21 protein-coding genes are annotated in these 23025 nt (G+C 69.1%); 6 read left to right on the top strand and 15 right to left on the bottom strand.

What is annotated here, in order from left to right:
• Nucleotides 1–16: 16 nt before the first annotated feature.
• Nucleotides 17–1231, bottom strand: a complete 1215-nt coding sequence (locus VF536_RS13885; protein WP_331615444.1) for an AI-2E family transporter — start codon at nt 1229–1231, stop codon at nt 17–19.
• A 681-nt stretch (nt 1232–1912) separates the two neighbouring features.
• On the opposite strand from VF536_RS13885, the gene rpoN reads away from it, so the two are divergent.
• Together rpoN and VF536_RS13875 are read left to right on the top strand one after the other, a co-directional pair.
• Nucleotides 1913–3316 carry an RNA polymerase factor sigma-54 gene (rpoN, locus tag VF536_RS13880; protein ID WP_331615443.1) on the top strand — a complete coding sequence of 468 codons (1404 nt, stop codon included), beginning with the start codon at nt 1913–1915 and terminating at the stop codon, nt 3314–3316.
• Between the two features lie 109 nt (nt 3317–3425).
• Nucleotides 3426–4043, top strand: coding sequence for a hypothetical protein (locus VF536_RS13875; RefSeq protein WP_331615442.1), 618 nt, complete (start codon nt 3426–3428; stop codon nt 4041–4043).
• On the opposite strand, the gene VF536_RS13870 is transcribed toward VF536_RS13875, so the two are convergent.
• Nucleotides 3994–4359 (bottom strand): hypothetical protein, encoded by a 366-nt coding sequence (locus VF536_RS13870; protein ID WP_331615441.1) that lies wholly within the window; start codon nt 4357–4359, stop codon nt 3994–3996. The genes VF536_RS13875 and VF536_RS13870 overlap by 50 nt on opposite strands.
• A 125-nt stretch (nt 4360–4484) precedes the next feature.
• Here VF536_RS13870 and VF536_RS13865 point away from each other — a divergent pair, with 125 nt between their 5' ends.
• A complete protein-coding gene (locus VF536_RS13865; protein WP_331615440.1) occupies nt 4485–5606 on the top strand; it encodes a mechanosensitive ion channel family protein in 1122 nt (373 codons plus the stop codon).
• Between the two features lie 241 nt (nt 5607–5847).
• On the opposite strand, the gene otsB is transcribed toward VF536_RS13865, so the two are convergent.
• From otsB to VF536_RS13845, 4 genes are all read right to left on the bottom strand, one after another.
• A complete protein-coding gene (gene otsB, locus VF536_RS13860) occupies nt 5848–6648 on the bottom strand; it encodes a trehalose-phosphatase (RefSeq protein WP_331615439.1) in 801 nt (266 codons plus the stop codon).
• Nucleotides 6645–8933, bottom strand: coding sequence for a trehalose-6-phosphate synthase (locus tag VF536_RS13855; RefSeq protein ID WP_331615438.1), 2289 nt, complete (start codon nt 8931–8933; stop codon nt 6645–6647). Before VF536_RS13855 ends, otsB begins: the two co-directional genes overlap by 4 nt.
• A complete protein-coding gene (locus tag VF536_RS13850) occupies nt 8930–9448 on the bottom strand; it encodes a hypothetical protein (RefSeq protein WP_331615437.1) in 519 nt (172 codons plus the stop codon). The genes VF536_RS13855 and VF536_RS13850 overlap by 4 nt, the downstream gene beginning before the upstream one ends.
• Nucleotides 9449–9561: 113 nt before the next feature.
• Complete coding sequence (locus VF536_RS13845) at nt 9562–9774, bottom strand: hypothetical protein (protein WP_331615436.1); 213 nt, start codon at nt 9772–9774, stop codon at nt 9562–9564.
• Nucleotides 9775–9969: 195 nt separating this feature from the next.
• Here VF536_RS13845 and VF536_RS13840 point away from each other — a divergent pair, with 195 nt between their 5' ends.
• Nucleotides 9970–10218 carry a hypothetical protein gene (locus VF536_RS13840; RefSeq protein ID WP_331615435.1) on the top strand — a complete coding sequence of 83 codons (249 nt, stop codon included), beginning with the start codon at nt 9970–9972 and terminating at the stop codon, nt 10216–10218.
• A complete protein-coding gene (locus tag VF536_RS13835; protein ID WP_331615434.1) occupies nt 10215–10778 on the top strand; it encodes a hemerythrin domain-containing protein in 564 nt (187 codons plus the stop codon). Before VF536_RS13840 ends, VF536_RS13835 begins: the two co-directional genes overlap by 4 nt.
• A gap of 20 nt (nt 10779–10798) precedes the next feature.
• On the opposite strand, the gene VF536_RS13830 is transcribed toward VF536_RS13835, so the two are convergent.
• From VF536_RS13830 to VF536_RS13810, 5 genes are all read right to left on the bottom strand, one after another.
• The gene (locus VF536_RS13830; protein ID WP_331615433.1) at nt 10799–12256 is read right to left on the bottom strand and encodes a type II toxin-antitoxin system HipA family toxin; all 1458 of its coding nucleotides are present in this window, start codon (nt 12254–12256) and stop codon (nt 10799–10801) included.
• Nucleotides 12253–12588 carry a helix-turn-helix transcriptional regulator gene (locus VF536_RS13825; RefSeq protein WP_331615432.1) on the bottom strand — a complete coding sequence of 112 codons (336 nt, stop codon included), beginning with the start codon at nt 12586–12588 and terminating at the stop codon, nt 12253–12255. The genes VF536_RS13830 and VF536_RS13825 overlap by 4 nt, the downstream gene beginning before the upstream one ends.
• Nucleotides 12589–12704: 116 nt before the next feature.
• Nucleotides 12705–13202, bottom strand: coding sequence for a hypothetical protein (locus tag VF536_RS13820; RefSeq protein WP_331615431.1), 498 nt, complete (start codon nt 13200–13202; stop codon nt 12705–12707).
• Nucleotides 13203–13391: 189 nt separating this feature from the next.
• Nucleotides 13392–14840 (bottom strand): sorbosone dehydrogenase family protein, encoded by a 1449-nt coding sequence (locus VF536_RS13815; protein WP_331615430.1) that lies wholly within the window; start codon nt 14838–14840, stop codon nt 13392–13394.
• A 92-nt stretch (nt 14841–14932) separates the two neighbouring features.
• A complete protein-coding gene (locus VF536_RS13810) occupies nt 14933–16549 on the bottom strand; it encodes a hypothetical protein (protein WP_331615429.1) in 1617 nt (538 codons plus the stop codon).
• A gap of 186 nt (nt 16550–16735) precedes the next feature.
• On the opposite strand from VF536_RS13810, the gene VF536_RS13805 reads away from it, so the two are divergent.
• Nucleotides 16736–18895 (top strand): TonB-dependent receptor, encoded by a 2160-nt coding sequence (locus VF536_RS13805; RefSeq protein ID WP_331615428.1) that lies wholly within the window; start codon nt 16736–16738, stop codon nt 18893–18895.
• On the opposite strand, the gene VF536_RS13800 is transcribed toward VF536_RS13805, so the two are convergent.
• The 4 genes from VF536_RS13800 to VF536_RS13785 all read right to left on the bottom strand — a co-directional run.
• Entirely contained in the window at nt 18854–20218 is a 1365-nt protein-coding gene (locus VF536_RS13800) for a hypothetical protein (RefSeq protein WP_331615427.1), read from the bottom strand. The genes VF536_RS13805 and VF536_RS13800 overlap by 42 nt on opposite strands.
• Nucleotides 20219–20433: 215 nt before the next feature.
• Entirely contained in the window at nt 20434–20949 is a 516-nt protein-coding gene (locus VF536_RS13795; protein WP_331615426.1) for a hypothetical protein, read from the bottom strand.
• Nucleotides 20950–20980: 31 nt separating this feature from the next.
• The gene (locus VF536_RS13790; RefSeq protein WP_331615425.1) at nt 20981–22483 is read right to left on the bottom strand and encodes a hypothetical protein; all 1503 of its coding nucleotides are present in this window, start codon (nt 22481–22483) and stop codon (nt 20981–20983) included.
• Nucleotides 22484–22665: 182 nt separating this feature from the next.
• On the bottom strand, nt 22666–23025 hold a 360-nt coding region (locus VF536_RS13785), incomplete at its 5' end, for a response regulator (protein WP_331615424.1).

Genomic DNA, 23025 nt, shown 5'->3' with positions numbered 1-23025 from the left:
GTGTCGCGGCGGCAGATTATGGGTGGTGCTGTTCAAGGGCGTTCGGACGGGCGACCACGGGGGCGGCATCGTCGGCTAAGGGCGTGGGAACAGGCACGGGCAGGGACGTCGTCGGTTGCAGGTGCGGAGAAGGGTGCGCAGACGGGTGCGGGTAGGGGAGTCGGGGCGGCCGCAGCAGGGTGCTCAGTGGCGTGCAGGGACGGTCGCTGCCGCGCAGATAGACCGCCACCGGGCGCATCCGACGGTTGCGCTGGCTGATGCTGCGCAGGCAGATCAGCAGCGGCACGGCCAGCACCGCGCCGGCGACGCCCCACAGCCAGCCCCAGAACATCACCGACAGCAGCACCGACAGCGGATTCATCGACAGGCGCTTGCCGATCACCATCGGGGTCACGAAGTTCGATTCGATCGCGTGGATGCAGAGGTAGGAGAGCACCGGCGCGGCCAGCGCGGCGAAGCCCGCGTCGCCGAGCGAGGCGGCCAGCGACGCCGCCAGCAGCAGCCCGCACATGATCAGCGGGCCGAGGTAGGGGATGAAGTTGAACAGCGCGGCCAGCGCGCCCCAGAAGCCGGGGTTGGGCAGGTCCACGAACCACATCGTGCCCGACACCACCAGGCCGACGCCGATGTTGATCACGCTGACGGAGCCGACGTAGCGCGAGATGTCGCGCTGCGCGGCGCGCAGGCCGCCGAGGACGACGGCGCGCAGGCGCGGCCGATGCGGCAGCAGCTCGATACAACGTGACAGCACCCAGTGTTCGGACGCGAGCAGGAAGTACAGCAGGATGGTGGTTGCGGCCGTGGACACCAGGAACTTCAGTCCGATGCCCAGGGCCTGCGCCGTCAACGCGACGCTTTCGCTGGCGATGCGCTCGCGCACCGGGTCGGCGGGCGGCGGGGGCGCCGCGGCGCGGCTTGAGCTCCGGCGCTCCTGCGGCGGTCCGAAACCCGGGATCGCCGCGCGCCACCGGTCCACCTGGTTCAAGGCCTGCGACACCGCCACCGGCGCACGCTGCCACCACTGCGCCAGCGGATCCACCAGCAGCGCCGCGCTCAGTACCGTGCAGCCCACCACCGTCGTCACCAGCATCGCGGCGCTCACCGATTCCGGAATGCCGTGGTGCCGCATCGTGCGCACCGCGGGGGCCAGCACGAAGGTCAGGATCAAAGCCACCAGCACCGGCAGCACGATGGCACTGGCCTCCTTCAGCAGGAAGACCAGCGCAATCAAGAGCAGGCCTCGCGTCGCCCAGCGGCGCATCGTGGTCGGGGGCAGGGCGGAGGGGCGCAAGATGGTAAGGATGACGGGAGAGGGGACCGGGCAGGCTCTTGAAGCAAGGGTCGGGCCAGGAGGGAGCGGTACCACCAGGTGCTCGCGGGCGAGGTACAGCGAGTTACGGCTTTTGGCGCTGGTCGGGAGGCCTCGACTCCGCTTGGCCAAGCGCGGGCACTCCACGAGGCAGGGGGCATCGCGTCCGCGAACCCCCAGCCTCATTCCGGCCCCATCGGGAGCCTGGGACTTCCGATGAGGGGCGTGCGGAGACCGGCGCTCGGTAAAAGGTGCCGAAAGCCTTGCGGGGATCGAGGGGCGCTGCGGGCTTCGCGAACGATGGGCGAACCCGCGCGGTGGCATCGAGAGGCAATCCGGTTCGTCGGAGGTCGATGCGCCTGCTGCCCGGCAGGCCCCGTGCCTACAGGGATTGCGGCCCTCGGGCAGGCACGCCGAATGACGCGCGCTCCGCGATATGAAAACGCCGCCGCGAGGTGGCATGGTCCTTGCGCTGATGGCTCCATCAGGCCGGTTCGCCGGCACTGCCTACAACCCGTTCCCGTCCTCATCGGCGGGGACTCTCCGGATCCGGTTGTCGGCAGCCTCACCCTCTACCGGACAGGAGTCTCACAAGTGGGAGCAATGGAACTCAGGCACGAGCACCGGCAGACGCAGACGCTGTCGCCTCGGCTCCAGCACGCCGTGCGGCTGCTGCAGATGTCCTCGCTGGACTTCACCACCATGGTCACCGACATGCTGGGGCGCAACCCCTTCCTGGAAGTGACCGAGTCGTCCGATGATTCGTCGCCGCTCGAGGCGGAGATGCCGGTCGCGCCGTCGCCGGTGATGTCGGACGCGCCGGAACCCTTCCCGGACGACCGCGAGATCTGGCGCGCCGAGAGCTCCGGCTCGATGCGCCGCGCCGAGGACGGCGAACTCAGCGCGCTGGAGATGACCGCCGCCCAGACCTGCCTGCGCGAACACCTGCGCAGCCAGCTCAACGTGCTGCGGCTGTCGCCGCGCGACCTGGTGCTGGCGACGATCGTGGCCGAGTCGGTCGACGACGACGGCTACCTGCGGAGCTCGCTGGAGGAGCTGGCGGTGGTGGCCCAGATGCAGCCGCCGGTGGGCATCGACGAGATGCAGATCGCGCTCAAGCGCGTGCAGGCGCTGGATCCGCTGGGCGTGGGCGCGCGCAGCGTTGCCGAATGCCTGCTGCTGCAGCTGCCCAAGATCGAGGACACGCGCAGCCGGCTGCTGGCCGAGCGCATCATCTCGCAGCACTTGAACCTGCTGGCCTCGCGCGACATCCCGTCGCTGGCGCAACTGCTGGACGTGAGCGTGGCGGAAGCCGAGTCCGTGTGCCTGAAGCTGCGCCGCTTCGACCCGCGGCCGGGCTGGCGCTACGAGACGACGCAGGCCGCCTACATCGTGCCGGACGTGCTGACGACCAAGGTGCGCGGCCAGTGGCGCGTGCAGCTGAATCCGGCGGTGATCCCGAAGGTGCGGATGAACCAGGTGTACGCCGAGCTGTTCCAGCGCCACCGCCAGCAGGGCCATGCGGAGATGGCCAACCACCTGCAGGAAGCGCGCTGGACGATGCGCAACATCGAGCAGCGCTTCTCGACCATCCTGGACGTGGCCAACGCGATCGTGAAGCGGCAGCGCCATTTCCTCGAGTTCGGCGCGATGGCGATGAAGCCGCTGGGCCTCAAGGAGATCGCCGACGAGGTCGGCATCCACGAGTCGACGGTCTCGCGCGTGACCAACAACAAGTACCTCGCGACGCCCAGCGGCGTGTATGAGCTGAAGTACTTCTTCTCGCGCGCGATCGTGAGCAGCAACGGCAGCGCGTGCTCGGGCACGGCGATCCGCGGACTGATCAAGGACATCATCGAGGCCGAGCGCGCGGAGAACCCGCTGTCCGACGCCGAGATCACCCGTCAGCTCGCCCGCCAGGGCCTGGTGGTGGCTCGCCGCACGGTGACCAAGTACCGCCAGATGCTGCGCATCGACGCCGTCGAACGGCGCAGACAGCACAGCTGACGAAACATTTTCCCGAGGCGCGATGGAGACAAGGACGAGGCCCCATGAGGCCTCGTTTTCATTGGGGCTGCGGGAACTTGCGGCTGCGCGGGAGAACTCATGCTGCCTGATGCTGTTTCCCCTCCGGAGGCGGCCAGATGTGGACGGCGAGCGAACCATGTACAACAACGCGTTCCCGATGCGCTTCGCGGGGCCGCATCAAGCGGTGAGCGCGGATGCGGATCCGATCAACAGCAGGCGCAACGATGATGCGGGCGGTGCGCTGGATGTGACCTATCAGGACCATGTCCGATACACCGAGGTGCTGCCGGACATCGATCGGCTGTGCCGCCTCGCCACCGAACGTCGGAATGAATCGGAGGGTGACTGGCGACAGTGCTGGGAGGACTGCCGCTTCAAGTTTGACCAGTGGCGGGACCTGATGCGCAAGGACCTGAGCAACAACGTCAAGGGCGCCACCGGCATTACCGCAGCGAATCTGGGCCATGACTACCGGGCGTTCCTGTCACTCGACGAGCGTTGCCCGCGGCCGCACCTCCAGGCGAGGCTGATGATCCGTTCGGTGGACGCCGCCAACGCCTCCTTCAACGACGACGATGTGCCGCTGGAGCCGACGGCGCCGTCGATGCCGTCGTCCTGGTTCGATGCGCACGGCGTCGCCTGGCCACCCTCGGACTTCAGCGACCGGAAGGCGCCTTCGCTGGACCGGACGGCTTCGCGTCCTTGACCAGATGATCGCGCTGCTCGGCGTCGAGACCCGGCGTCGATCGCAGATCAGTGTCGACCTGGCCCTGCTTGAGGTCCTCATGGGCCTGGCCGATGACCGCACGCTGGTCCTCGCCGGCCGCGCCTGAGCCCATGCTGCCGGTCGAATCGCCGCCGACGCTCTGATCGCGTTCATGCGGCAGCTGCGCATCGTCGTTGTGGGTCGGTGCGGCGTCGGGCTCGACATGGCCGGGCGCGACGGGGGCCTTGTCGAGCAGGGGGCGCGCGCCTGCGGTCTGCGTGGGGCGATCGGACTTGGGGGCAGCGGTGCTGGCCATGGCGGGCTCCTGGTTCATTGACATGTCCCGTCAAGGCAATCGGGTCACCCGCGATCGTGGAGACACGGGGGCGATTCCTGCGTTATGCGGTGCAGCGCCGGAACGGCGCTTGCCCGCCCGGCGCCATGCAGACCTGGAAATCTCGCTTCGCGATCCTCGATACCGACCTCATGCTCTGGGGTCAGCTGTTGCTCGGCGCGCTGGTGATCGTCGCCGGCGCGCTGCTGCTGCACGCCATCCTGCGGCCGATCGCGCGGCGCCTGGCGCGCTTCTCGCCGCTGCTGAGCTCGGTGGTGCAGCGCATTGACAACCCGGTGCGATGGGCGCTCCCCATCATCGGGCTGCTGATCGCCGCGCAGGGCGTGCCCGACACGATGCCGGGCATCGGCGGCGTTCAGCATCTGCTGGGCGTGCTGTGCATCGTCGCGATCGCAGCGGTGGCGGCCGGCGCGATCACCGGCGTGGCGAACGGCGTGGCGCTGCTGAATCCGGCGGACGTCGAGGACAACCTCGCCGCGCGCCGCATCCAGACCCAGACCAAGGTGCTGGCGCGCGTGGCCAAGGGCGCGGTGATGCTGACCGCGCTGGCCTTCATCCTGATGACCTTCCCACGCGCCAAGCAGGTCGGCGCCAGCCTGCTGGCCTCGGCGGGCATCGCCGGACTGGTGTTCGGCCTGGCGGCGAAGTCCGTGTTCGGCAACCTGCTCGCGGGCCTGCAGATCGCGATGGCGCAGCCGATCCGGCTCGACGACGTGCTCATCATCCAGGGCGAATGGGGCCGGGTGGAGGAGATCACCTCGACCTACGTCGTGCTCAAGATCTGGGACGAGCGGCGGCTGGTCATCCCGCTCCAATGGTTCATCGAGAACCCGTTCCAGAACTGGACCCGCACCAGCTCCAGCATCCTCGGCACGGTGATGCTGTGGGTCGATTTCACGCTCCCGGTCAACGAGCTGCGCGAGAAGGCCACCATCATGTGCAAGGGCTCGGCCCACTGGGACGGCCGCGTGTGCGGCGTCCAGGTCGTGGAAACCACCGAACGCACGATGCAGATCCGCGTGCTCGTCAGCGCGAAGGATTCGGGCAAGGCCTTCGACCTGCGCTGCGAACTGCGCGAAGGCCTGATCGCCTGGCTGCAGAAGACGCATCCGCAGTCGCTGCCTCGCGTGCGCGCGCTGGTGGAGGACATCCCCGCGCCCGCAGCGCCAGTGCTCAAACCGTCGCTGCCGCCATCACCAGCCCCTTGAAGGACCCCTTGAAGGACTCCGGTATGACTCCCTCTCCCGCTTGCGGGAGAGGGCGGGGTGAGGGCCAGCGGCGGTGGAAGTGCTGAGACCCTGCTTGAACCGAGCGCAGCTCGGGGCAACCGGGTCCCCTTTTCTCCATGCCTGGGGCCAGAGGCCCCAGGCCTTCGCTAGGCACAAACAGTCCTCAGGACTGTTTGAGTCCGAGCGAAGTCCCTCCGCCGGCGGAGCCGGCAATCCCTCCTTAAGTTCCGAAAAGGGGACCCGGTCGCCCCTCTCCCGAATCACCGAGGTGTTCCAGCATGAGGCGGAGGACTTCGTCGATCTCCGCCTGCTCGTTGAGGTAGTACCTCGCATGGCTGTGATCGAGCCTCGGACCCACGCGCACCGTCACCCAGTCGGCGCCGGCACGCTGGAAAGCCGGCTCGTCATTGGTGTCGTCGCCGACGTAGAAGCCCGCATCGGCGCCGTAACGCGCCGTGAGGCGCGTCATCGCGTCACCCTTGTCCGGAGCGCCTTCAACGAGCACGTTGACCACGCGCTTGCCCGGTTCGGTGATGACGCCCGCCGGCAGATCCGCGACAAGCACGGCGATCGCGTGGCGCGCGGCCACCGGATCCTTCGCCATGCGGTAATGGATCGCGATGGACGCGCCCTTGTCCTCGATCGTCGCGCCCGCCTGGTTGAGATGCGGCTCCATCCGCAGCATGCGTTCCCTGAAGGTGCCCAGTGTCATCACCACGTGCGGATCAGGCCCGTCGAACTCGTCCTCCGCACCGTGGTTGCCGACGATGTGCGTGGGCTTGAAACCGAGCCGGTGCCGCACGTCCAGCACCTGCCGGCCGCTGACCACCGCGACCGGCAGCCGCGCGGCCAGCCGTTCCAGCAGCTTGGCCGTGGGCTCGGGCAGTCGCGCCTCGTCGGGATGCATGACGATGGGCGCCAGCGTCCCGTCGAAGTCGAAGCCCAGCAGCGGTCGGCGTGTCATGAGGCGGGCGACCGCGGCGCGGCCCTCCGCGTCGAGCAGATATCGCACCGGCATCATGGCGTCAACGCCTCCTCTCCGGATTCCCGTGAACGCCGCTGCACACGCCGCGTGATGCGCTCGCGCAGCCGCCATTGGCCCGCGTCGGTCAGCATGCGGCCGGCCCAGCGGTAGACGTTGAACTCGCGCACCGTCATGCGCAGGCTGGCCATGCGCTCGCGCTGCTCCTGCAGCGGCATGAGCGCGGCGCGATGCAGGGCGTCGGTGGTCTCTTCCACGTGGTACGGGTTGATGACCAGCGCCTCCTGCAGCTCGCGCGCCGCGCCGGCGAAGCGGCTGAGGATCAGCACGCCCTGATCGTCGTCGCGGGCGGCGATGAACTCCTTGGAGACCAGGTTCATGCCGTCATGCAGGCTGGTCACCACGCACATGTGCGCGGCGCGGTAGAGCGTCATCAGCGCCGCATGGTCGTGGTGCTCGGCCAGGAGCACGACCGGCTTGTAGCCGGCGTCGCCGAAGCGCAGGTTGATGCGCTCGGTGACGCGGTGGATGCGGTCCTGGAATTCGCGGTATTCCTCCAGCGCGTTGCGCGTCGGCGCCGCCACCTGCACGAGCACGAAGCGGCCCTGCCACTGCGGATGCTTCTCCAGCAGGCGCTCCACCGCGTGCAGCCGCTCCAGGATGCCCTTGGTGTAGTCGAAGCGGTCCACGCCGACGGCCAGCACCGTGTCGGGCGCGAGCTTGAGCCGCTCGAACACCGAGGCGCGTGCGTCCGCCGGGGACAGCCAGCCGGCGCGCTCCTCGTCGGTGGGCCACGCGATCGAGATCGGATAACTCTGCACCAGCGTCGGCTCGTCCTGGTAGCTGATGGTCGAATGCTCGTGCTCGATGCGCGCCTCGAGGTAGCGGTCCACCGTCTCGGTGAAGTTCTTGCAGTGGAAGCGGGTGTGGAAGCCCAGGATGGTGCTGCCCAGCATGCCTTGCAGCAACTCGCGACGCCACGGGCAGATGCCGAAGGACTCCGGGTTGGGCCAGGGGATGTGCCAGAAGGTGATGATGGTCGCCTTGGGCAGCTTCTCGCGGACCATGGCGGGCAGCAACGCGAAGTGGTAGTCCTGCACCAGCACCACCGGATCGTCGCCGCGGGCCTCGGCGACGACCGCGTCGGCGAAGCGCTGGTTCACGGCCTTGTACTGCGCCCAGTCCGACTCGCGGAACACCGGCCGCACGTGCGCCACGTGGCACAGCGGCCAGAGGCCTTCATTGGCGAAGCCCTGGTAGTAGCCGCGCTCTTCCTCCTCGCTCAGCCAGACGCGGCGCAGCAGGTAGTCCTGCGTGTCCGGCGGCACCGCGACGCGGTCGTGCGCGTCGACGACGTCCCGGTCCGCGCTGCCGCTGCCGTGCGCGATCCAGGTGCCGGAGCAGGCGCGCATCACCGGCTCGACCGCCGTCACCAGACCGCTGGCAGGGCGGCTCACCGAAATGCCGTCCGGACCGCGTTGATGGATGTAGGGCTCGCGGTTGGAGACCACGATCACCTGGTCGCCGCGCAGCTGCGTGCGCAGCAGGCTGCGCAGCCGCTCGGGATCCCAGGGCGTGAGCGGGCCGTGCTCGCGGTAGAGGTTGTCCTCGAGCTCGCGGATGTGCTGGCGGATCTCGACCTCCAGCGGCTGCAGCTCGGGCGGCGCCGACTCCGGTCCGCCGCGGAAGCCGCCGGTGTTGAGCAGCGGCCGCACCAGGCCCTCGCCGCGCAGGATGGCGCGCATGCCGGAGACCCAGCCGCGCCAGCTCAGCTGCGCCACGATCATCGTGATGCCGGCGATCGCCAGGCCCAGCACGGTGATGAAGATGATCATGTAGCGCCGCGTGTCCAGGCTGCGCCGGTCGGGCAGGCTGAGGTCGTGCAGCAGCACGAGGCGCTCGGCGTCGGGCTGCGCCGGATTGACCGGGAACACGCCGATGTGCACGGCGCCGCTGGTCAGTTCCAGCCGGGGGTCCTTCAGCGCGGCGCTGGCCTCGGCCTCCTTGCAGCTGAGCGAACCCGGGAAGCCCTTGGTGCTCATGACCTGCGTGCCGTCGGGCGCGCAGAGCGCGATGCCGACGAGACGCTCGTCGAGCACGCCGCGCTCCAGCAGATTGCGCAGGCGTTCGCGCTGGGCGCTGGGGTCGATGTCGCTGATCGCGACGGACAGGGTCTTCGCGACCATCGCGCCGCGCAAGCTCAGGTCGCGCGAGAACCAGCGCAGCGTCATGCGGTCCAGCAGCGGCAGCGCCAGCAGCGCCGCGAGGGTGAGGGTGATCAGCAGCGGGACGAGGAAGCGGATCTGGAGATGCAGCGACTTCATGCGCCGTCCTCGTCGAAGTCGAACTCGACGTCGGCCGGATGCGCCGGATACGCGGGGTGGCGCTTGAGCGCATGCATGCCGCCCAGCGCCAGCCCGGCCGCGAAGGCGCCGTAGACGAGCAGCAGGCTGGTGACGGACGGTGGCCGCGTGCCCGAGGCCGTGGCGCGCTTGTCGGCGCCGGGTGTCAGCACGCTGGGCGTCACGACGCGGTCGACGCCGACGGCGACCGCCGTCAGCAGCAGCGCGTCGGTGACCGCGTTGCCGCGCGTGGGCCGGCGGCGCATCGCGCGCAGCCGGTCGTAGAGCGCGCCCCACACCAGGCCGGTGGCCGCATGCAGCGCAATGTCGGCGGCGGAGGTCTTGAGCGGCGGACGGCCGACGCGGTACTCGGAACGGCCGACCAGATGGGCATGGTCGGACCGGCTGCCGCGCAACAGCGCCAGTCCTGAGAACAGGCTGGCCAATACGCCGTCGGCGCATGCCCGGCGCAGCGCCGGGAGCAGCAATGCATTCAAAGGCGACTCCTGTGACAGAGGGAAACAAGCCCCTGTGAATGGCAATCGCCGTGCCGCCCAAGGCCGGTGCGGGTCGACAGGCGCCCGCGCGGCCCGGGGCCGCCAGGAGGGCCTCAGTTCACGGCCGTCGGCGGCGGCATGTAGGGCGGCTCGCGCACGGGGATCGGGTTTTCGCCGGGAATGGGCGGATCGATGATGCCGGGCGGGTTGTCGCCGGGCTCCGGCGTCGGGCCGTGCGGCGGCGGCGGCACGGCGGGGACCTCGTTCGGATGCGGCGGGCTCGGCGGCACCGTGTGGGCCTCGAAGGGCAGGGGCAGTTGGTACATGGCGTTCCTAGGTCGATGCGCGGGCCATTGCAAGCGGCGCGCCCGAGGTGAGCCGGGAGTTCTGTCGGCAAGCGCTGCACAAGCCGACCCGCGCCCGGGTCCGAGGGCGGCACCGCGTTTGCCCGACAAGGTCATGCGTCCCCCGATGTCCCCAGGACCCCAGGACCCCAAGACCACCCCCAGGAGGCCCGCCTCATGAACGACCTGGCCCTCGAGATGCCCCGCCTGCCTGTGCGGGCGGCCTCACCGAAGCCCGATCAGCCGCGACGCGCCGACGAGGCGCGTCCCGCCGAGCCGCCCGCACCCGGACCCGACCAGGCGCCGCACGAGCATCCGGACGACCCCGGCGTGCATCCGGACGGCCCGAAGCGTTATCACGACGACCACGCCGCGCCGGCGCGTCAGCACCTCGACGAGGGCGTTCCGCAAGGAGAACCCGCATGAGATCGCACGTCCTGCCGCAGACCGACTTCCGCGCGGACCTGATGGCGCGCGACGAGGTCGTGGCGCTGCTGGTGGACGACCACCAGCGCGCGCAGCACGCCTTCCATCAGTTCGACCGGCTCTGGGCGCTGGGGGACCACGAATCCTGCGAGGCGCTGGTGCGCCGCACCTGCGCGCTGCTGACCGTGCATGCGACGCTGGAGGAAGAGCTGTTCTACCCGGCGGTGCGCAAGTGCCCGGAGATCGGCGCCGTCGAGCGTCGCCTGATCAACGAGGCGGAGATCGAGCACCTGGTGGTGCGCATCCTGATGTCGCAGCTGCGCCGCATGCGCGCGGACGACGCGCAATTCGCGCCGCTGGTCGGCGTGCTCGGCCGCTACGTCGGCCACCACGCGCAGGACGTGGAGCAGGGCATCCTGCCGCGCCTGACGCATGCGTCGTCGGTGGACTGGCGCGCGCTGTCCAGCGCGCTGCGCCGCCGCCGCGACGAGCTCGACCGCCAGTGGCGCGACGAGCTCAGCCAGGAGAGCTCGGAGTACGAGCGTCAGCAGGACGCGTGAGCGTCGACCAGCCTGCCAGATCAGCCTCCGGTGGCGTCGGAGGGCGACAGAGTCTGTGGGGCCGACACGTGCGCTGCCACCGATCGCGCAGCCGCACGTTCGGCGCGGCGCGCCAGCGAGGCGACCAGATCGTGTGCCAGGAAGTACGCCATCAGGCGCTGCTTCTGGTGAGGGAGAAGCGCTGACGCCTCGATCATCGCTGGCCATGCGGCGTAGGCCGCTTTCACGCAATGAGAGACCACCGTCTCGGCGGGCTTGATCGGAATGCCTGCTTCCACGCAGAACGACTTGAGCAGCGCGGGGCGGATCGCCTGCCGGTCGGCGGGACTGGCGTCGCGCAGTTCGCCTCGACGTGGCGCGATGCTCTCCGGCACCGTCATCAGCGCGTGTCCGCGGATCCGGTGATAGACCGAGTACGCCACGAGATCGTAGGCCGGGGACAGCGTGGGCGTGATGCCGTCGAGGTAGCGCACGCCGATGTTCTTGAGGTGCATGTCGGGGTTGCCGATCATCTCGTTGACGACCAGCCGCCTGAGCAGTTCATGCACTGCAGCTTCCCCCATGGCGGGTTGCGTCATCAGCGCCAGCGCGATGTCGACATAGGTGATGGTCCGTCCATCCGGGCCGCGGCCGTACTTGTCCTCCGGCATGCGTCCCAGGACCTGACCGAAGTCCTCCACGTGAATGCGTCCTCGAGGTGACCGATCGAAGCGCGTCACCGCCAGGAAGTTCGTGTTGACCGTCGCGTCGCCCAGATCGTAGTCGTGTGGCAGGCCCAGGCGTTCCAACGGTTCCAGCGTGGCTTCGCAGGCATCGACGCCAGCGGCGCGAGCCAGCCGCAACGTGAGTTCCTCGACCTCTGGCAGCAGTGGCTGCGCGATCACCGGCAGCTTGGCGATGATGTGCGTGTCATGGTCCTTTGTCCGGGCAACGTAGCGCGCGCCATCCCGGACGACGCCCAGCTTGGGTTGCACGCCCGACAGCGAGACGCCTTCGTCGAGCGGCTGGGCGGTCACGGACATCTCGAGCGCGTCCTGCCCTTGTGTCACGTAGCGCGCGAGTTCATCCCGTGACAGTTCGACCGGCAGTGCATACACATTCCCGGGCAGGTCCTTGCCGCAGGCAGCCAGCATTTCGAAGTGATCGGTCGGTGCGCAATTGCGCAGGGCCGCCACGTGGTCGCGGAACACGCCTTCCGGCAGAAGGTTCTGGAAGAAGGCCGGCAGCAGCCAGTCACTCCTCGACGAGCGGCGGCCGTTGAAACTCATCGACTGGATGTCACGCCAGAGCCTTGTCTGTTCTTGCGATGTGGCGGCATGCATGGACAGCGAGAGCATCGGTAGCGCCGAGCCTGAGCTTGCCAGCAGGCCCTCATCGACGACAAACCGGTTGGTCACGACGTCTTCGGACAGGGCGTACTGGAACAGTACGCCGACGCGCAGTTCGCCAAGATGGATCGCCAAAGCCTTGACGTTCATCCGCGCCCCTTGCCGGCGCGCAACTCACGACGCGCATGAGCGGCTTCCAACGCTTCCGTGATGACGGAGCGAACCGGAGGGCCGATGGTGTCGCCTGCCGCTACTGCAGCCGCAACCCCTTTCGGCACCACCAGGATCGCCAGTCCCAGACGCTCTGCGAGGGCCATGAGCGTCGTTAACCGGAAGTCCTCCTGGCCGCTCAGCACGTGGCTGAGTGTTCGGGGGGAGATGCCAGCCACTTCGGCCAGGCGCGCCTGCGTCAGACCATTGCGACGGGCTGCTTCCCGCAGCGTTTCGGCGATATCTGGGAGTGTGATGGGAGGCATGGTCATGGCAATAAAGTTCCAATTCGTCCTGAAAAGGTACTTTATTGCTAATCCTGCGTCAAGGGAATTGGAAATAAAGTGCCATATTCAAAGAATATAGAACTATATTGCCATACCAAACATCAGGCGTTCCCGGGCCCACCCTGCGCATAGCGACGGCGGATCGACGCCTCGGCGCGTCGTCTGGCCGGTCGTCGACTGAGGCAAGGGAAACACGCCGCCAGCAACGTCGCCAGATTTCCGTGCCGGGCGGAGGTCGAGCGTGACCGGTGTTCCCGCGAGCGCGCGTCGCGCAGCTCTCCCAGCAGGTCGCGCGTGCGATCCCGGTCCCTTTCAAGCTTGCGCGTCTGTCGTTCCCGGTCGTTGTTGAAGAGGAAATCCATCGCCCGGCGATGGAAGCGGTTCGCCGCTTCCCCGTGGGCGGGCCGGTTCTGCTGGACCCAGCGGCGATGAAGCGCGTCGACCTCCGAGAAGTCAACCGTCTTGGAGCGCAAGGGCGCCGGCTTGCTGGTCACCCAGTGGTCGCGAACGGTCTGCCGAACCGTCGTCAAACGGGAGAGCACCCGATCGACGAAACGCTGCTGATCCGTGTCCAGGCGAGCGCGGGTGGGCGGCGACATCGGCGTCGGGGAGGCCACATAGGCGTCATCGGAATGCAGGACGGGACGAAGGGACTGTGGCATCGAAGACGCACCTCCTCGCCTGCCGCCAACCCGGACGGGTCGTCGCGGGGCAATCCTGCTGTGTCCGATGACAACCGTCCGGGGTTCACAGCATCCGCCTGAACCGCCGGACAGTCGGGATCCCTGTCAGCGCGAGGCCGGCGTGCTGGCCGCGCCGGCCGCCGCGGGGAAGGCCGCCTGCGGTCCTGCGGCACCGGTCGCGGTGACGCGCCAGATCACGTTGCCCACGTCGTCCGCCACCAGCAGGGCGCCCTGGCGGTCCAGCGCGACGCCGACCGGGCGGCCCATCGCCTGGCCCTGGGCGTCGAGGAAGCCCGTCACCACGTCGATCGGCAGGCCGCTGGGCTTGGCGCCGACGAAGGGCACGAACACGACCTTGTAGCCCGCCGGCACCTTGCGATTCCACGAGCCGTGCTGGCCGATGAACATGCCGTGCGCGAAGTCCTGCGTCAGCTTGTTGCCGTCCGCCGAGGCCAGCCCCAGCGACGCCGTGTGTGCGCCCACCGCGAAGTCTGGCACCAGCGCCTTCTCCACCAGTTCGGGCCGCTGCGGCTTGACGCGTTCGTCGACGTGTCTGCCGTACCAGCTGTACGGCCAGCCGTAGAAACCGCCGTCCTGCACCGAGGTGATGTAGTCCGGCACCAGGTCGTCGCCGAGCTCGTCGCGCTCGTTCACCGCGACCCACAGCGCCTTGCTCGTGGGCTCCCACGCGAGACCGACCGGGTTGCGCAGGCCGGAGGCGAACACGCGCGTCGAGCCGCTCTGCAGGTCGATCTCGAGGATCGCGGCGCGGCGCTGTTCGTTCTCGATGCCGTTCTCGGCGACGTTGCTGTTGGAGCCGATGCCGGCGTAGAGCTTGGTGCCTTCAGCGTTCGCGACCAGGCTCTTGGTCCAGTGGTGGTTGATCGAACCGCCGGGCAGGTCCGCCACCTTGGTCGGCTTGCCGGCGAGTTTGGTCTGGCCGGTCGCGTAGGGGAAACGCACGACGGCGTCGGTGTTGGCCACGTAGAAGCTGTTGCCGACCAGCGCCATGCCGAACGGCGAGTTCAGCCCTTCCGCGAACGCGAAGCGCTGGTCCGCGACGCCGTCGCCGTCGGTGTCGCGCAGCAGGGTGATGCGGTTGGCGCTCTTGGGCGTGGCGCCGGCCTTCTTCTGGAACTGCTTGGTGATCCAGGCCTTGGGGCCCTTACCGTCGTCGGGGCGCACCGGGGCGTTGGTCTCGGCGATCAGCACGTCGCCGTTGGGCAGCACGTAGACCCAGCGCGGGTGGTCGAGCTTGTCGGCGAAGCGCGTCACCGCCAGCCCGGCCGCGGCCTGCGGCTTGGCGCCCGCGGGCCAGCCGACCGCCTTGGCGACGTTGATCGTCGGAAGCAGCGCCTTCTGCGGCTCGGGCAGCGTCGGGTTGGGACCGTAGCCGGGCGGGGTCGCGGGTTGCGCTTCGAGCGCGAACACCACCCGCGCGCCGCCGGCCAGGGCGATCAACGCCGAGGCCACGGCCGTCGCGTGGGCGATCCGGCGAACGCAGGGGGAAGGGCGCAAGGTCGGGTGCGCAGACGCGGGCATCTTCTTGTTCATCGGCTTCTCCGTCGAGGAGCCGCCCCGGGCGGGGCGGCGGCAGTCGACGGATCAGCAAGCGGGATGCCCGGCGCAAGAGCGCCCATCGTTGCTCACGCGTGACCGGAGTGGGACAGCGCTTCCGCCGCGTCGACCAGGACCATGGCCAGGGGCAGATCCGGTCCTGCCTTCAAGGCCGCCTGAAGCGCACGCAGCGGTTCGAGCAGACGGCCGACGGCGTCTGAATGCGACGCCACGTAATGACGCTGCGCCTGCCCCGCTTTCACGCCATTCACCGCGGTCTTGAGGTCGATGGCGTCCTGCGCGAGGCGCATCCGCGTCGTCAGGGCGTCGAGGTCGAGCTCGAGGAGCCGCTTCGACAGCTCGCTGTCCACGGCCACATGCAGCCCGGGAATCGGATCGCCGCTTGCGGGATCGAAGAACATCCCGGACAGCGACGACCGATCCCCATCCCACTTCGACAGCGCCCGATCGGCGATGTCCCGAGGTGAAAGGGCCGCCAGTGGCAGGTCCCGAGGACGCAAGTGCCCCGACCGATCGACCTCCACATCGCCCCACCCGGCTTTCGGACGGCCCAGCACCCATTGCGCCACGACCGCCGCCTGGAGATCCAGGGCCGATGCCTTGCCGACGTCCTCGGGCGACGGCAGGTCGAGATGGTCCACGAGGACGCCGGGCATGCCTTCGAGCATCGCCGTCGTCGCGCACGGGAAGCGCAAGTTCACTCCGATGTTCTCGAGCAGGTCCCGGTGCAGGATAGACGCCAGCACGGCGTGCTGAGGTCCGATGTCCTGATGGTCGGCGGCCTGGCGGGTCGGCATGGGCACGAAGCGGTACTGGGGTGTCCCGTCCGCACGGACGATCCGGCGATCGGACGTGCCGTCGTGGGCCCCATTCAGCGACGGCAGGTTCCGGATCAGGCCGGCCGCGTGCTTCTGCCGATCGGCGGTCCGCACGCGCAGGTCCGGGGAATTGACCTGGTCACAGGCGGTATCGAGGTCCAGTTGGCGCTGAAGCCGGTCCTTGGCGATCCTTGCGTCGATCGCCGCGACGTAGTTGGCGGCGAGTCTGCGCTTCTGGTGCTGGACCTCGTCCCTGGGCGCCTTGTCGCCTTGGCGATTCCCGTAGTCCACGGCAAACCGTCGGACTTCCAGCGCCTGGGCTTCGTCGAACGGCCGGGTCTTCAGATCATTCGACATTCGTTCGTAGGCGCCGCGGAGCGCCGCGAAAGTGCCGGGCTTCGGCGCCTTGATCTGCTGTCGGAAACCCGCCCATGCGGCGTCCAGTGCCTTGCGCAACCGTTGGGGGGATGAGGGCTTCGGAGAGGCGGAAGGGGGCGATGGCGGTGTCGACGCTGGTGAGCTCATCGTTTCGGCCACCATGCCCGCAGCCCGGCTCCGGTGGTCCTGAAGCTTGCGGTCGGAAGGTTGCTGTTCGGCCCAGCTCAGGTAGCGGGTCCCCAGATCATGAAGTTCGCCGGCACGGGGGTCCTCGCGTCGCGCGCCATCCTTGTGCCACGCCTTGTGCAGTTTCTGCAGGTCGGCAAAGTCCGTCGGCTTGTCCGCGTGACGGGATGTCCTGGTCAGCAGGCCCTGCAGAAATTTCCCCCGTGTCGAGTGGTCCTTCAACTGGCCTGTTGAAGAGGCTGTCGGGCCGGACAGTGCGCATGCCCCGGAGACACGGGGCGAGGCGTGGGACGATGGGCGCATGGATGGGGGACTCCTGGGGGCCCGGCCGCCATCCCGAAGGGATCGTCGCGGGGGCATGGAGGTTTTGTGTTCATCCGACAACCGCCGGTTCTGCGAACCTGATGGCCATCGGACAACACCTGGCACCCGGCTTGCTCAAGCAGCAACTTGTTCGAAATGCGGTACACAGGCATCCCCGGGAGGACGATGAAGACGATTCGATACACCGCCTGCGCGAGCGCGGTCATGGGGCTGCTGTCGGGGCCGGCGATCGCCCAGCAGGCGCCTGCGGAAAGCGCCCGCAACGCCCAGCCCTTGCCCACCGTGGTGGTGTCCGGCAGCGTGGCCGAGCGGCGGCTGGACGAGGCGCCGTATGCGGCGTCGGTCATCGATGCCGACACGCTGCGCGGTGCGGGGCCCATGATCAACCTGTCCGAGGCGCTCAACCGCGTCCCCGGACTCACCGCCAACAACCGGCAGAACTACGCGCAGGACCTGCAGCTCTCGTCGCGCGGCTTCGGCGCGCGGGCGCCGTTCGGGGTGCGCGGGTTGCGGCTCTACACGGACGGCATCCCGGCCACGATGCCGGACGGGCAGGGTCAGGTCACGCACTTCGACCTCGCCTCCGCCGCGCGCGTGGAGGTACTGCGCGGTCCGTTCTCCGCGCTGTACGGCAACAGCTCGGGCGGCGTGATCGTGCTGGTGAGCGCGCCGGTGCGGGAGCGCTTCGCCGAACTGGACCTCGATGCCGGCAGCGCGGGGCTGCGCCAGGCGCGTCTGGCGGCGGGCGCGCCGTTCGGCGACGGCTGGGAAGGGCAGGTCGGCGTATCGCGCATGGAGACCGACGGGTTCCGGCCGCACAGCGCCGCGCGGCGCACCCTGGCCAACGGCCGCCTGGCCTGGACCGGCGCGCGCGACCAGGTGCTGCTGCTGGCCAGCGACATCGACCAGCGGGCGCAGGACCCGCTGGGCCTGACCGCCGCGCAGTTCGCCGCCGACCCGGACCAGACCGCCTCCCAAGCCGGGCAGTTCAACACCCGCAAGAACGCGGGCCAGACGCAGCTCGGCGCGCGCTGGCGCCACCGGTTCGACGATGGCGGCACGGTGTCCGAGAGCGTGCTGACCGCCTACGCCGGCCGACGATCGGTGACGCAGTGGCAATCCATCGCCGTGGGCGCCCAGACGCCGCCGGGCAGCGGCGGCGGGGTGGTCGACTTCAGCCGGGATTACGACGGCGTCGATGCGCGCTTGCTGTGGCGGCTCGGGACGGCGACGCTGGTCACCGGCGTGAACCTGGAACGCCAGAAGGACGACCGGCAGGGCTACGAGAACTTCCTCGGCACGGGCGCGTCGCAGCAGCTCGGCGTGACCGGTGCGCTGCGCCGCGACGAGGCGAACGAGGCCGTCACCCGCGAGGCCTACGCCCAGGTCGAGTGGCCGTTGACGACGACGCTCAGCACAAGCGCCGGCGTGCGCGCGGGACGCGTGTCGCTGTCGGCGCGCGACCGCTTCCTGGGCAACGGCGACGACTCCGGGTCGCTGCGCTACGACTATGCGAATCCCGCGGTGGGACTGGGATGGAAGCTCGCCCCGTCGCTGCTGCTGCATGCGGCGCTGGGGCGGGGTTTCGAATCGCCGACGCTCAACGAACTGGCCTACCGCGCGGACGGGCAGGGCGGCTTCAACACCGCCCTGCGGCCGCAGAAGAGCGTGCAGCAGGAGGTCGGCTCGAAATGGCGCGGGACCGATGTCGAGGTGGATCTGAGCGCCTTCCACGTGACCACGCGCGACGAGATCGGCGTGCTGACCAACAGCGGCGGACGCTCGAGTTACCAGAACGTCGGCCGCACGCGGCGCAGCGGCGTGGAGCTGTCCGGCGCCTGGGACGTCGCGCCGCGCTGGCGCGCGCAGATGGCGCTGGGGACGCTGAGGGCGCGCTATCGCGACGGTTTCCTGACCTGCACCGGCACGCCGTGCCCGGCCGCGAACGTGCCCGTGGCCGCGGGCAACCGCATCGCGGGCACCAACGGCGGCAGCGCCTACGCGGAGCTCGCATGGCGGCCGTTCGAGGCCGCGCGCGATGGCGAACTCGCCGTCGAATGGCGCGGCATGAAACGCACGGCGGTGAACGACATCAACAGTGAATCGGCCGGCGGCTACGGCGTGCTCAACCTGCGCGCGCGTCACGGCTGGACCTTCGGCGCGACACGTGCGGAGCTGATCGCCCGCGTCGACAACGCCGCCGATCGTCGCTACGTCGGCAGCGTCATCGTCAACGACGGCAACGGCCGGTTCTACGAGCCGGCGCCGGGACGGTCGTTCTGGCTAGGCCTGACCCTGCGTGCGGCGTCGCCACGGGAGCCATGAGCGTCCGGCGGGTTTGACCGGCTCCGACGGCAGGTCCGGCGGCGCCAGCTGGTAGCGGTTCTCGGTGTCGGTGATCAGATGCCAGAGCGTTTTCAGCCGCTTGTTGTCCGCCTCAATGCGTCGCGGGTCGGCGCGACGAAGACCCTCCAGGCCCTTTGAGAGCGTGTTTGCCGCATGGATCGCCGCGCATCGCAGTGTCTCGGCCGCTCGCTCCCGCTGTGGCCCCTCCTTCTTCGAACGCAGTCCGATCGCGTCGCGCAGCAGCGAGGCGATGGTCCTGTCCATGCGCTTGAACGGATTGAACGTGGCGTAGCGGCGCCGCCAGCTGGCGAGGTCGGCGTCGCTGATGAACTGCGGCGGATCCGCCCTGCGCGGCCGCGGCACCGATATTTGTGGCGATCTCTCCACGCGGGCCGGCTCCGGCTCTGTCTGCTGTGCCGCATCGCGATGGCGGACAGCCTGGTATTCATCGAGCACGTCGAGGCGATGTGGGAAGCGCTCCAGCAATTGGCGCAGCGTCAGGGTGGGCTCCTCGTCGATCAACGTGCGCACCGCCCGGATGGACGCGATCGCGCTGAGGATGGTCTCGGCGCTGGGCAGCGTCGCGACGGGGTTCTTCGGCTGGGCCTCTCGCGCAAGCGTCATCGTCCACTGCAGGCCGTCGACGTCGAGGCCCCGGACCTTGCCGGCAAGCGCCGAGTCCATGGCGTCGTCCCAGGCCGGTCCGGCCTCCGCGGGAATGTCGAACAACGGCGCGAGCCCGCGGAAATCATGCATGTCCTCCAGCGATTTGCGCAACGCCGCCTGCTCGGGAAACGGGGCGCATGCGCCGAGGTGCCAGGACGGATGGTCATCGCTGCCGGGCGCCTGTTGCCAGCCCGCCTGCCAGTCGTTGGTGAACAGACGGCCGAGTGCCAGGGCCTGCAACGCCTGGGCGGATCTGGCGCCTGAGGTCCGCGTCAGCAGGCCCGTGCCGAGGTCTTGCAGGTCATGCAGCACCGCTCGGTCGATGCCGACCGAGAGAGACTGGTCGGCCCGCAAGGTGTCGTTGAGGGCGGCGGCCATCGACGCCCGGCCCGCTGCGGCTGCCAGTGCCGGGCCGTCAACGGGGACAAAGCTGAGGTGAGGCTCTCCCGAGGGATCGCACAACAGATGCAAGGAGGAGGATCCGGACACCCTGGTGAGGGAAGAACCATGGCGCCGCAACGCATCGGCGAGTGTCGTCAGACGCATTTCATGGCGGGGCAGCCCGGAATCTCCGGCGAGGAATTGCGCCGCGAGCTTGAACGCTTGTTGCTTCTGTCCGGGACCGTCCACCTGCACGGTCTGGCTCCTCCTATACCTGCGGGCCGCCGCCTGTGCTTGCGCGCGCTGGCTCTGTCTTCGCTCGAGCAGACGCTTGGTGAACCTCCGTTCGAGGCGGTCAAGGGGCTCTTGACCGGCCCCCTCAGGCAGCCGGAGGGGCGCTTGATCGACGGCGCAGGACGAGCGGACGGGAGAGGGCATCACATGCTCCTTTCAGGGGATGGCGAGGGCAATCAGAGCGGGCGTCGCACCGGCGTGAAGGCGGACTCCGGTGCGCCGCCGAGCTGCCGGGCGATCGCCGCGAGCGCGGCGTCCAGTCCCGATCGCAGGCCCAGTTCGATGAAGCCGTTGGTGTCCATCAGTTCCACCAGCTCGTCGCTGGCGAAGCGCTCGCGGCCGTCGGCGACATGGGTCCCGACGCGGCGCAGCACGTCGTCGCGGACGCCGCGGTCCGACGTGGCATCGGCGGCATCGAGCAGCGCGATCAGCGGACGGTCGAAGCCGTCGATCAGCGCTTCCAGGTCGATGATCGCGTCGTCGAGCGCGACCGTCAGGCGCGCCCGGTCGGGATGCGTCTCGCAGCGCTCGATCACCGCGCGTCGCAGATCGTCCACCGCCAGTTGCAGGCGGCGGCGCGTCTGGGTCCAGGTCTGGCGGGGAGGGAGAGAAGTCGCCTCGGGGCGTCCGGGGCGCGACTTCGGCGGGGGGGCGTCGACGGGCGCGACGCGCGAGGAGGGCAGGGTCGTCATCCCTGTTTGTCGCCTGGCAACGCGCGTCGGTTCAGGCGTCCGTCCTCTTCTCGAGTGCCGACACATACCAGTTCAACGAGGACTGCCGTTCAATCAGATCGGCCAGGTCTTCCACGTCGCCGGCGGGTTCATCGAGCAGCCGCTCGCGCAATTGCACACAGGACTGCGCCCAGTCGCTCAGGTGCCGGACCCGATCGGCGCAACGCTGCACCACCGCGTCGCTCGGCCAGAGCGCCCGCGCCGCCTCGGCGGCCGCCGGGCCGCTCAATCCCATGGCCTTGACGACCAGGTCCAGCTCCCGCCCTGTCGGACTGCAGCGCTTGGCGACTGCGTCGGCGTTCATGCTGGCGCTCAACTGCGAGAGGGCGCGCTGGAGGTCCCGGCGCATCGGCATTCCCGGGTCCGCATCCGCAGACGAGGAGACGGATGCCTTCACAGCCGCAGTCGTCGGCTCAGTCGCCGGCTCACGGTTGCCCTGCGGCGGTTCGGCCAGGTATCGCCCAGGCTGCAGGTCCCATGATCGCCCGGCCTCATCCACGAGCACACCTTCCAACGGCGCCCGCGTCTCCCCGGCACACAACGCCGTCAGCGTCAGGGCCTCCATGGCCACTGGACCCGGCGAGCGGTTCAGTGCCTGCGCGAGCCGGGCCCGCCCGGCGCTCTCTGCGCCCTCTGCGCCCTGGGGCGTCGACAGACACAGATCGAAGCCGGGCGGCGCTTGCATCAGCAGGCCCAGCTTTGCATGATCGCGCGATCTGCTGGACTGCGGATCGCCCGCCTGCAAGCCGCTCCATGGCCCCGCCATCGGCACGAGTTGAGCATGCGCGTATCCGGCGGAGAACTTGATGCCAAGCGCATTGGACAGGGCTTGTTCGAGTTGGAACTGGAGCCGGTTCATGCTGAGCGCGCGCGGCGCCAGGGCGCTCATCGGCTTGAACGCGTAGGCCGCCTTGCCGTGGGCATCGAGGATGAAGTCCAGCCCCACCTCGTCGCCTGCGGGGAACACGCCGAAGGCCTGCCTCATCATCTGGGCGCGCTGACGCATCGAATGCGCCAGCGCCGGCGAGGTCACCTTCGCCCGCCGGCCTTCGACCGTCTTGTCGATGCATGCCTGCATCGTCTCTCGAGCGCGGAGCCGGATCTCGGCCGCGAACTTCCGGTCCAACCCATTGCCCGAGTCGGTCGTCTTCAAGAAGTCGTCGGCAGCCGTTGCCAGCCGGAGCGCGCCTGGCATGAGCTTCGGCCCCTGGCACTCCAGCAGCGGCAGGGCGAGCGTGCACAGGGCCTTGATGGCGGGATCCTTCGTCCCGGTGGCCCGTTCGGCCAGACGGTGCGCCTGGAAATGGTCCGAGAGCGCAGTCTTCGTCTCTCGCGCCCGCTTGTCGATTCGTTCGAGGAACGCGAGTTGGTTCTCATCCAGCGCGCCCTGGGGGTCGGTGCCGACGATGACCTCAAAGCCGTCCAGTTCGATGGACGTGTGGTCGTAGGTTTGAACCGGCGCGTGGGCCGGCGGCGGGTTGCGAAAGAACGGCATGTCGGACGCGTTGCCGGCGGCGTGCTTGCGCGCGGCAACGCCAGGAAGTGGCACAGGCAGGCTTTGTCACGCGCAACCCGACGGAAGTTTGCGAAGCGAATTGACATCCGTCATCCGCCGCATCTTCGTGCAGGAAAAAACTGTCGAACCGTCCGCTCGGTTCAAGGGTCGGCCGCTGAGTCTCAGCGTGCCGCGAGCTGCTCCACCAGCCGCATCAGCAACTGCGGCTTGAGCGGCTTGGCCAGGTGCGCGTCGAAGCCCGCCTGCAGCGCCTGGCGGCGGTCCAGATCACGCGAGAACGCCGTCAGCGCGATCGCCGGCAGGCGTTCGCCGGGCGCTTCCAGCGCACGGATGTCGCGGATCAGGTCGTAGCCGTCGCGGCCCGGCATGCCGATGTCGCTGATCAGCAGGTCGAAGGCGTTGCCGCTGAGCGCCAGCAGCGCCTCGTCCGCGTTGTGGACGACGGTCACGCGCAGTTCGCGCTCCTCGAGGATCATCTTGAGCATCGCGCCCGCGTCCACGTCGTCCTCGACGACCAGCAC

It is taken from the genome of Roseateles sp. (assembly GCF_036486225.1).
In the GTDB taxonomy this organism is placed as follows: domain Bacteria; phylum Pseudomonadota; class Gammaproteobacteria; order Burkholderiales; family Burkholderiaceae_C; genus Roseateles.
This window is presented reverse-complemented; position numbering and strand designations above follow the sequence as displayed.

Excerpts from the sequence above, each read along its gene's own strand:
- rpoN (WP_331615443.1), top strand. The coding sequence starts at position 1,913 with ATGGAACTCAGGCACGAGCACCGGCAGACGCAGACGCTGTCGCCTCGG.
- VF536_RS13875 (WP_331615442.1), top strand. The coding sequence starts at position 3,426 with ATGCTGTTTCCCCTCCGGAGGCGGCCAGATGTGGACGGCGAGCGAACC.
- VF536_RS13870 (WP_331615441.1), bottom strand. The coding sequence starts at position 4,359 with ATGGCCAGCACCGCTGCCCCCAAGTCCGATCGCCCCACGCAGACCGCA.
- VF536_RS13865 (WP_331615440.1), top strand. The coding sequence starts at position 4,485 with ATGCAGACCTGGAAATCTCGCTTCGCGATCCTCGATACCGACCTCATG.
- otsB (WP_331615439.1), bottom strand. The coding sequence starts at position 6,648 with ATGATGCCGGTGCGATATCTGCTCGACGCGGAGGGCCGCGCCGCGGTC.
- VF536_RS13855 (WP_331615438.1), bottom strand. The coding sequence starts at position 8,933 with ATGAAGTCGCTGCATCTCCAGATCCGCTTCCTCGTCCCGCTGCTGATC.
- VF536_RS13845 (WP_331615436.1), bottom strand. The coding sequence starts at position 9,774 with ATGTACCAACTGCCCCTGCCCTTCGAGGCCCACACGGTGCCGCCGAGC.
- VF536_RS13840 (WP_331615435.1), top strand. The coding sequence starts at position 9,970 with ATGAACGACCTGGCCCTCGAGATGCCCCGCCTGCCTGTGCGGGCGGCC.
- VF536_RS13835 (WP_331615434.1), top strand. The coding sequence starts at position 10,215 with ATGAGATCGCACGTCCTGCCGCAGACCGACTTCCGCGCGGACCTGATG.
- VF536_RS13830 (WP_331615433.1), bottom strand. The coding sequence starts at position 12,256 with ATGAACGTCAAGGCTTTGGCGATCCATCTTGGCGAACTGCGCGTCGGC.
- VF536_RS13825 (WP_331615432.1), bottom strand. The coding sequence starts at position 12,588 with ATGACCATGCCTCCCATCACACTCCCAGATATCGCCGAAACGCTGCGG.
- VF536_RS13820 (WP_331615431.1), bottom strand. The coding sequence starts at position 13,202 with ATGTCGCCGCCCACCCGCGCTCGCCTGGACACGGATCAGCAGCGTTTC.
- VF536_RS13815 (WP_331615430.1), bottom strand. The coding sequence starts at position 14,840 with ATGAACAAGAAGATGCCCGCGTCTGCGCACCCGACCTTGCGCCCTTCC.
- VF536_RS13810 (WP_331615429.1), bottom strand. The coding sequence starts at position 16,549 with ATGCGCCCATCGTCCCACGCCTCGCCCCGTGTCTCCGGGGCATGCGCA.
- VF536_RS13805 (WP_331615428.1), top strand. The coding sequence starts at position 16,736 with ATGAAGACGATTCGATACACCGCCTGCGCGAGCGCGGTCATGGGGCTG.
- VF536_RS13795 (WP_331615426.1), bottom strand. The coding sequence starts at position 20,949 with ATGACGACCCTGCCCTCCTCGCGCGTCGCGCCCGTCGACGCCCCCCCG.
- VF536_RS13790 (WP_331615425.1), bottom strand. The coding sequence starts at position 22,483 with ATGCCGTTCTTTCGCAACCCGCCGCCGGCCCACGCGCCGGTTCAAACC.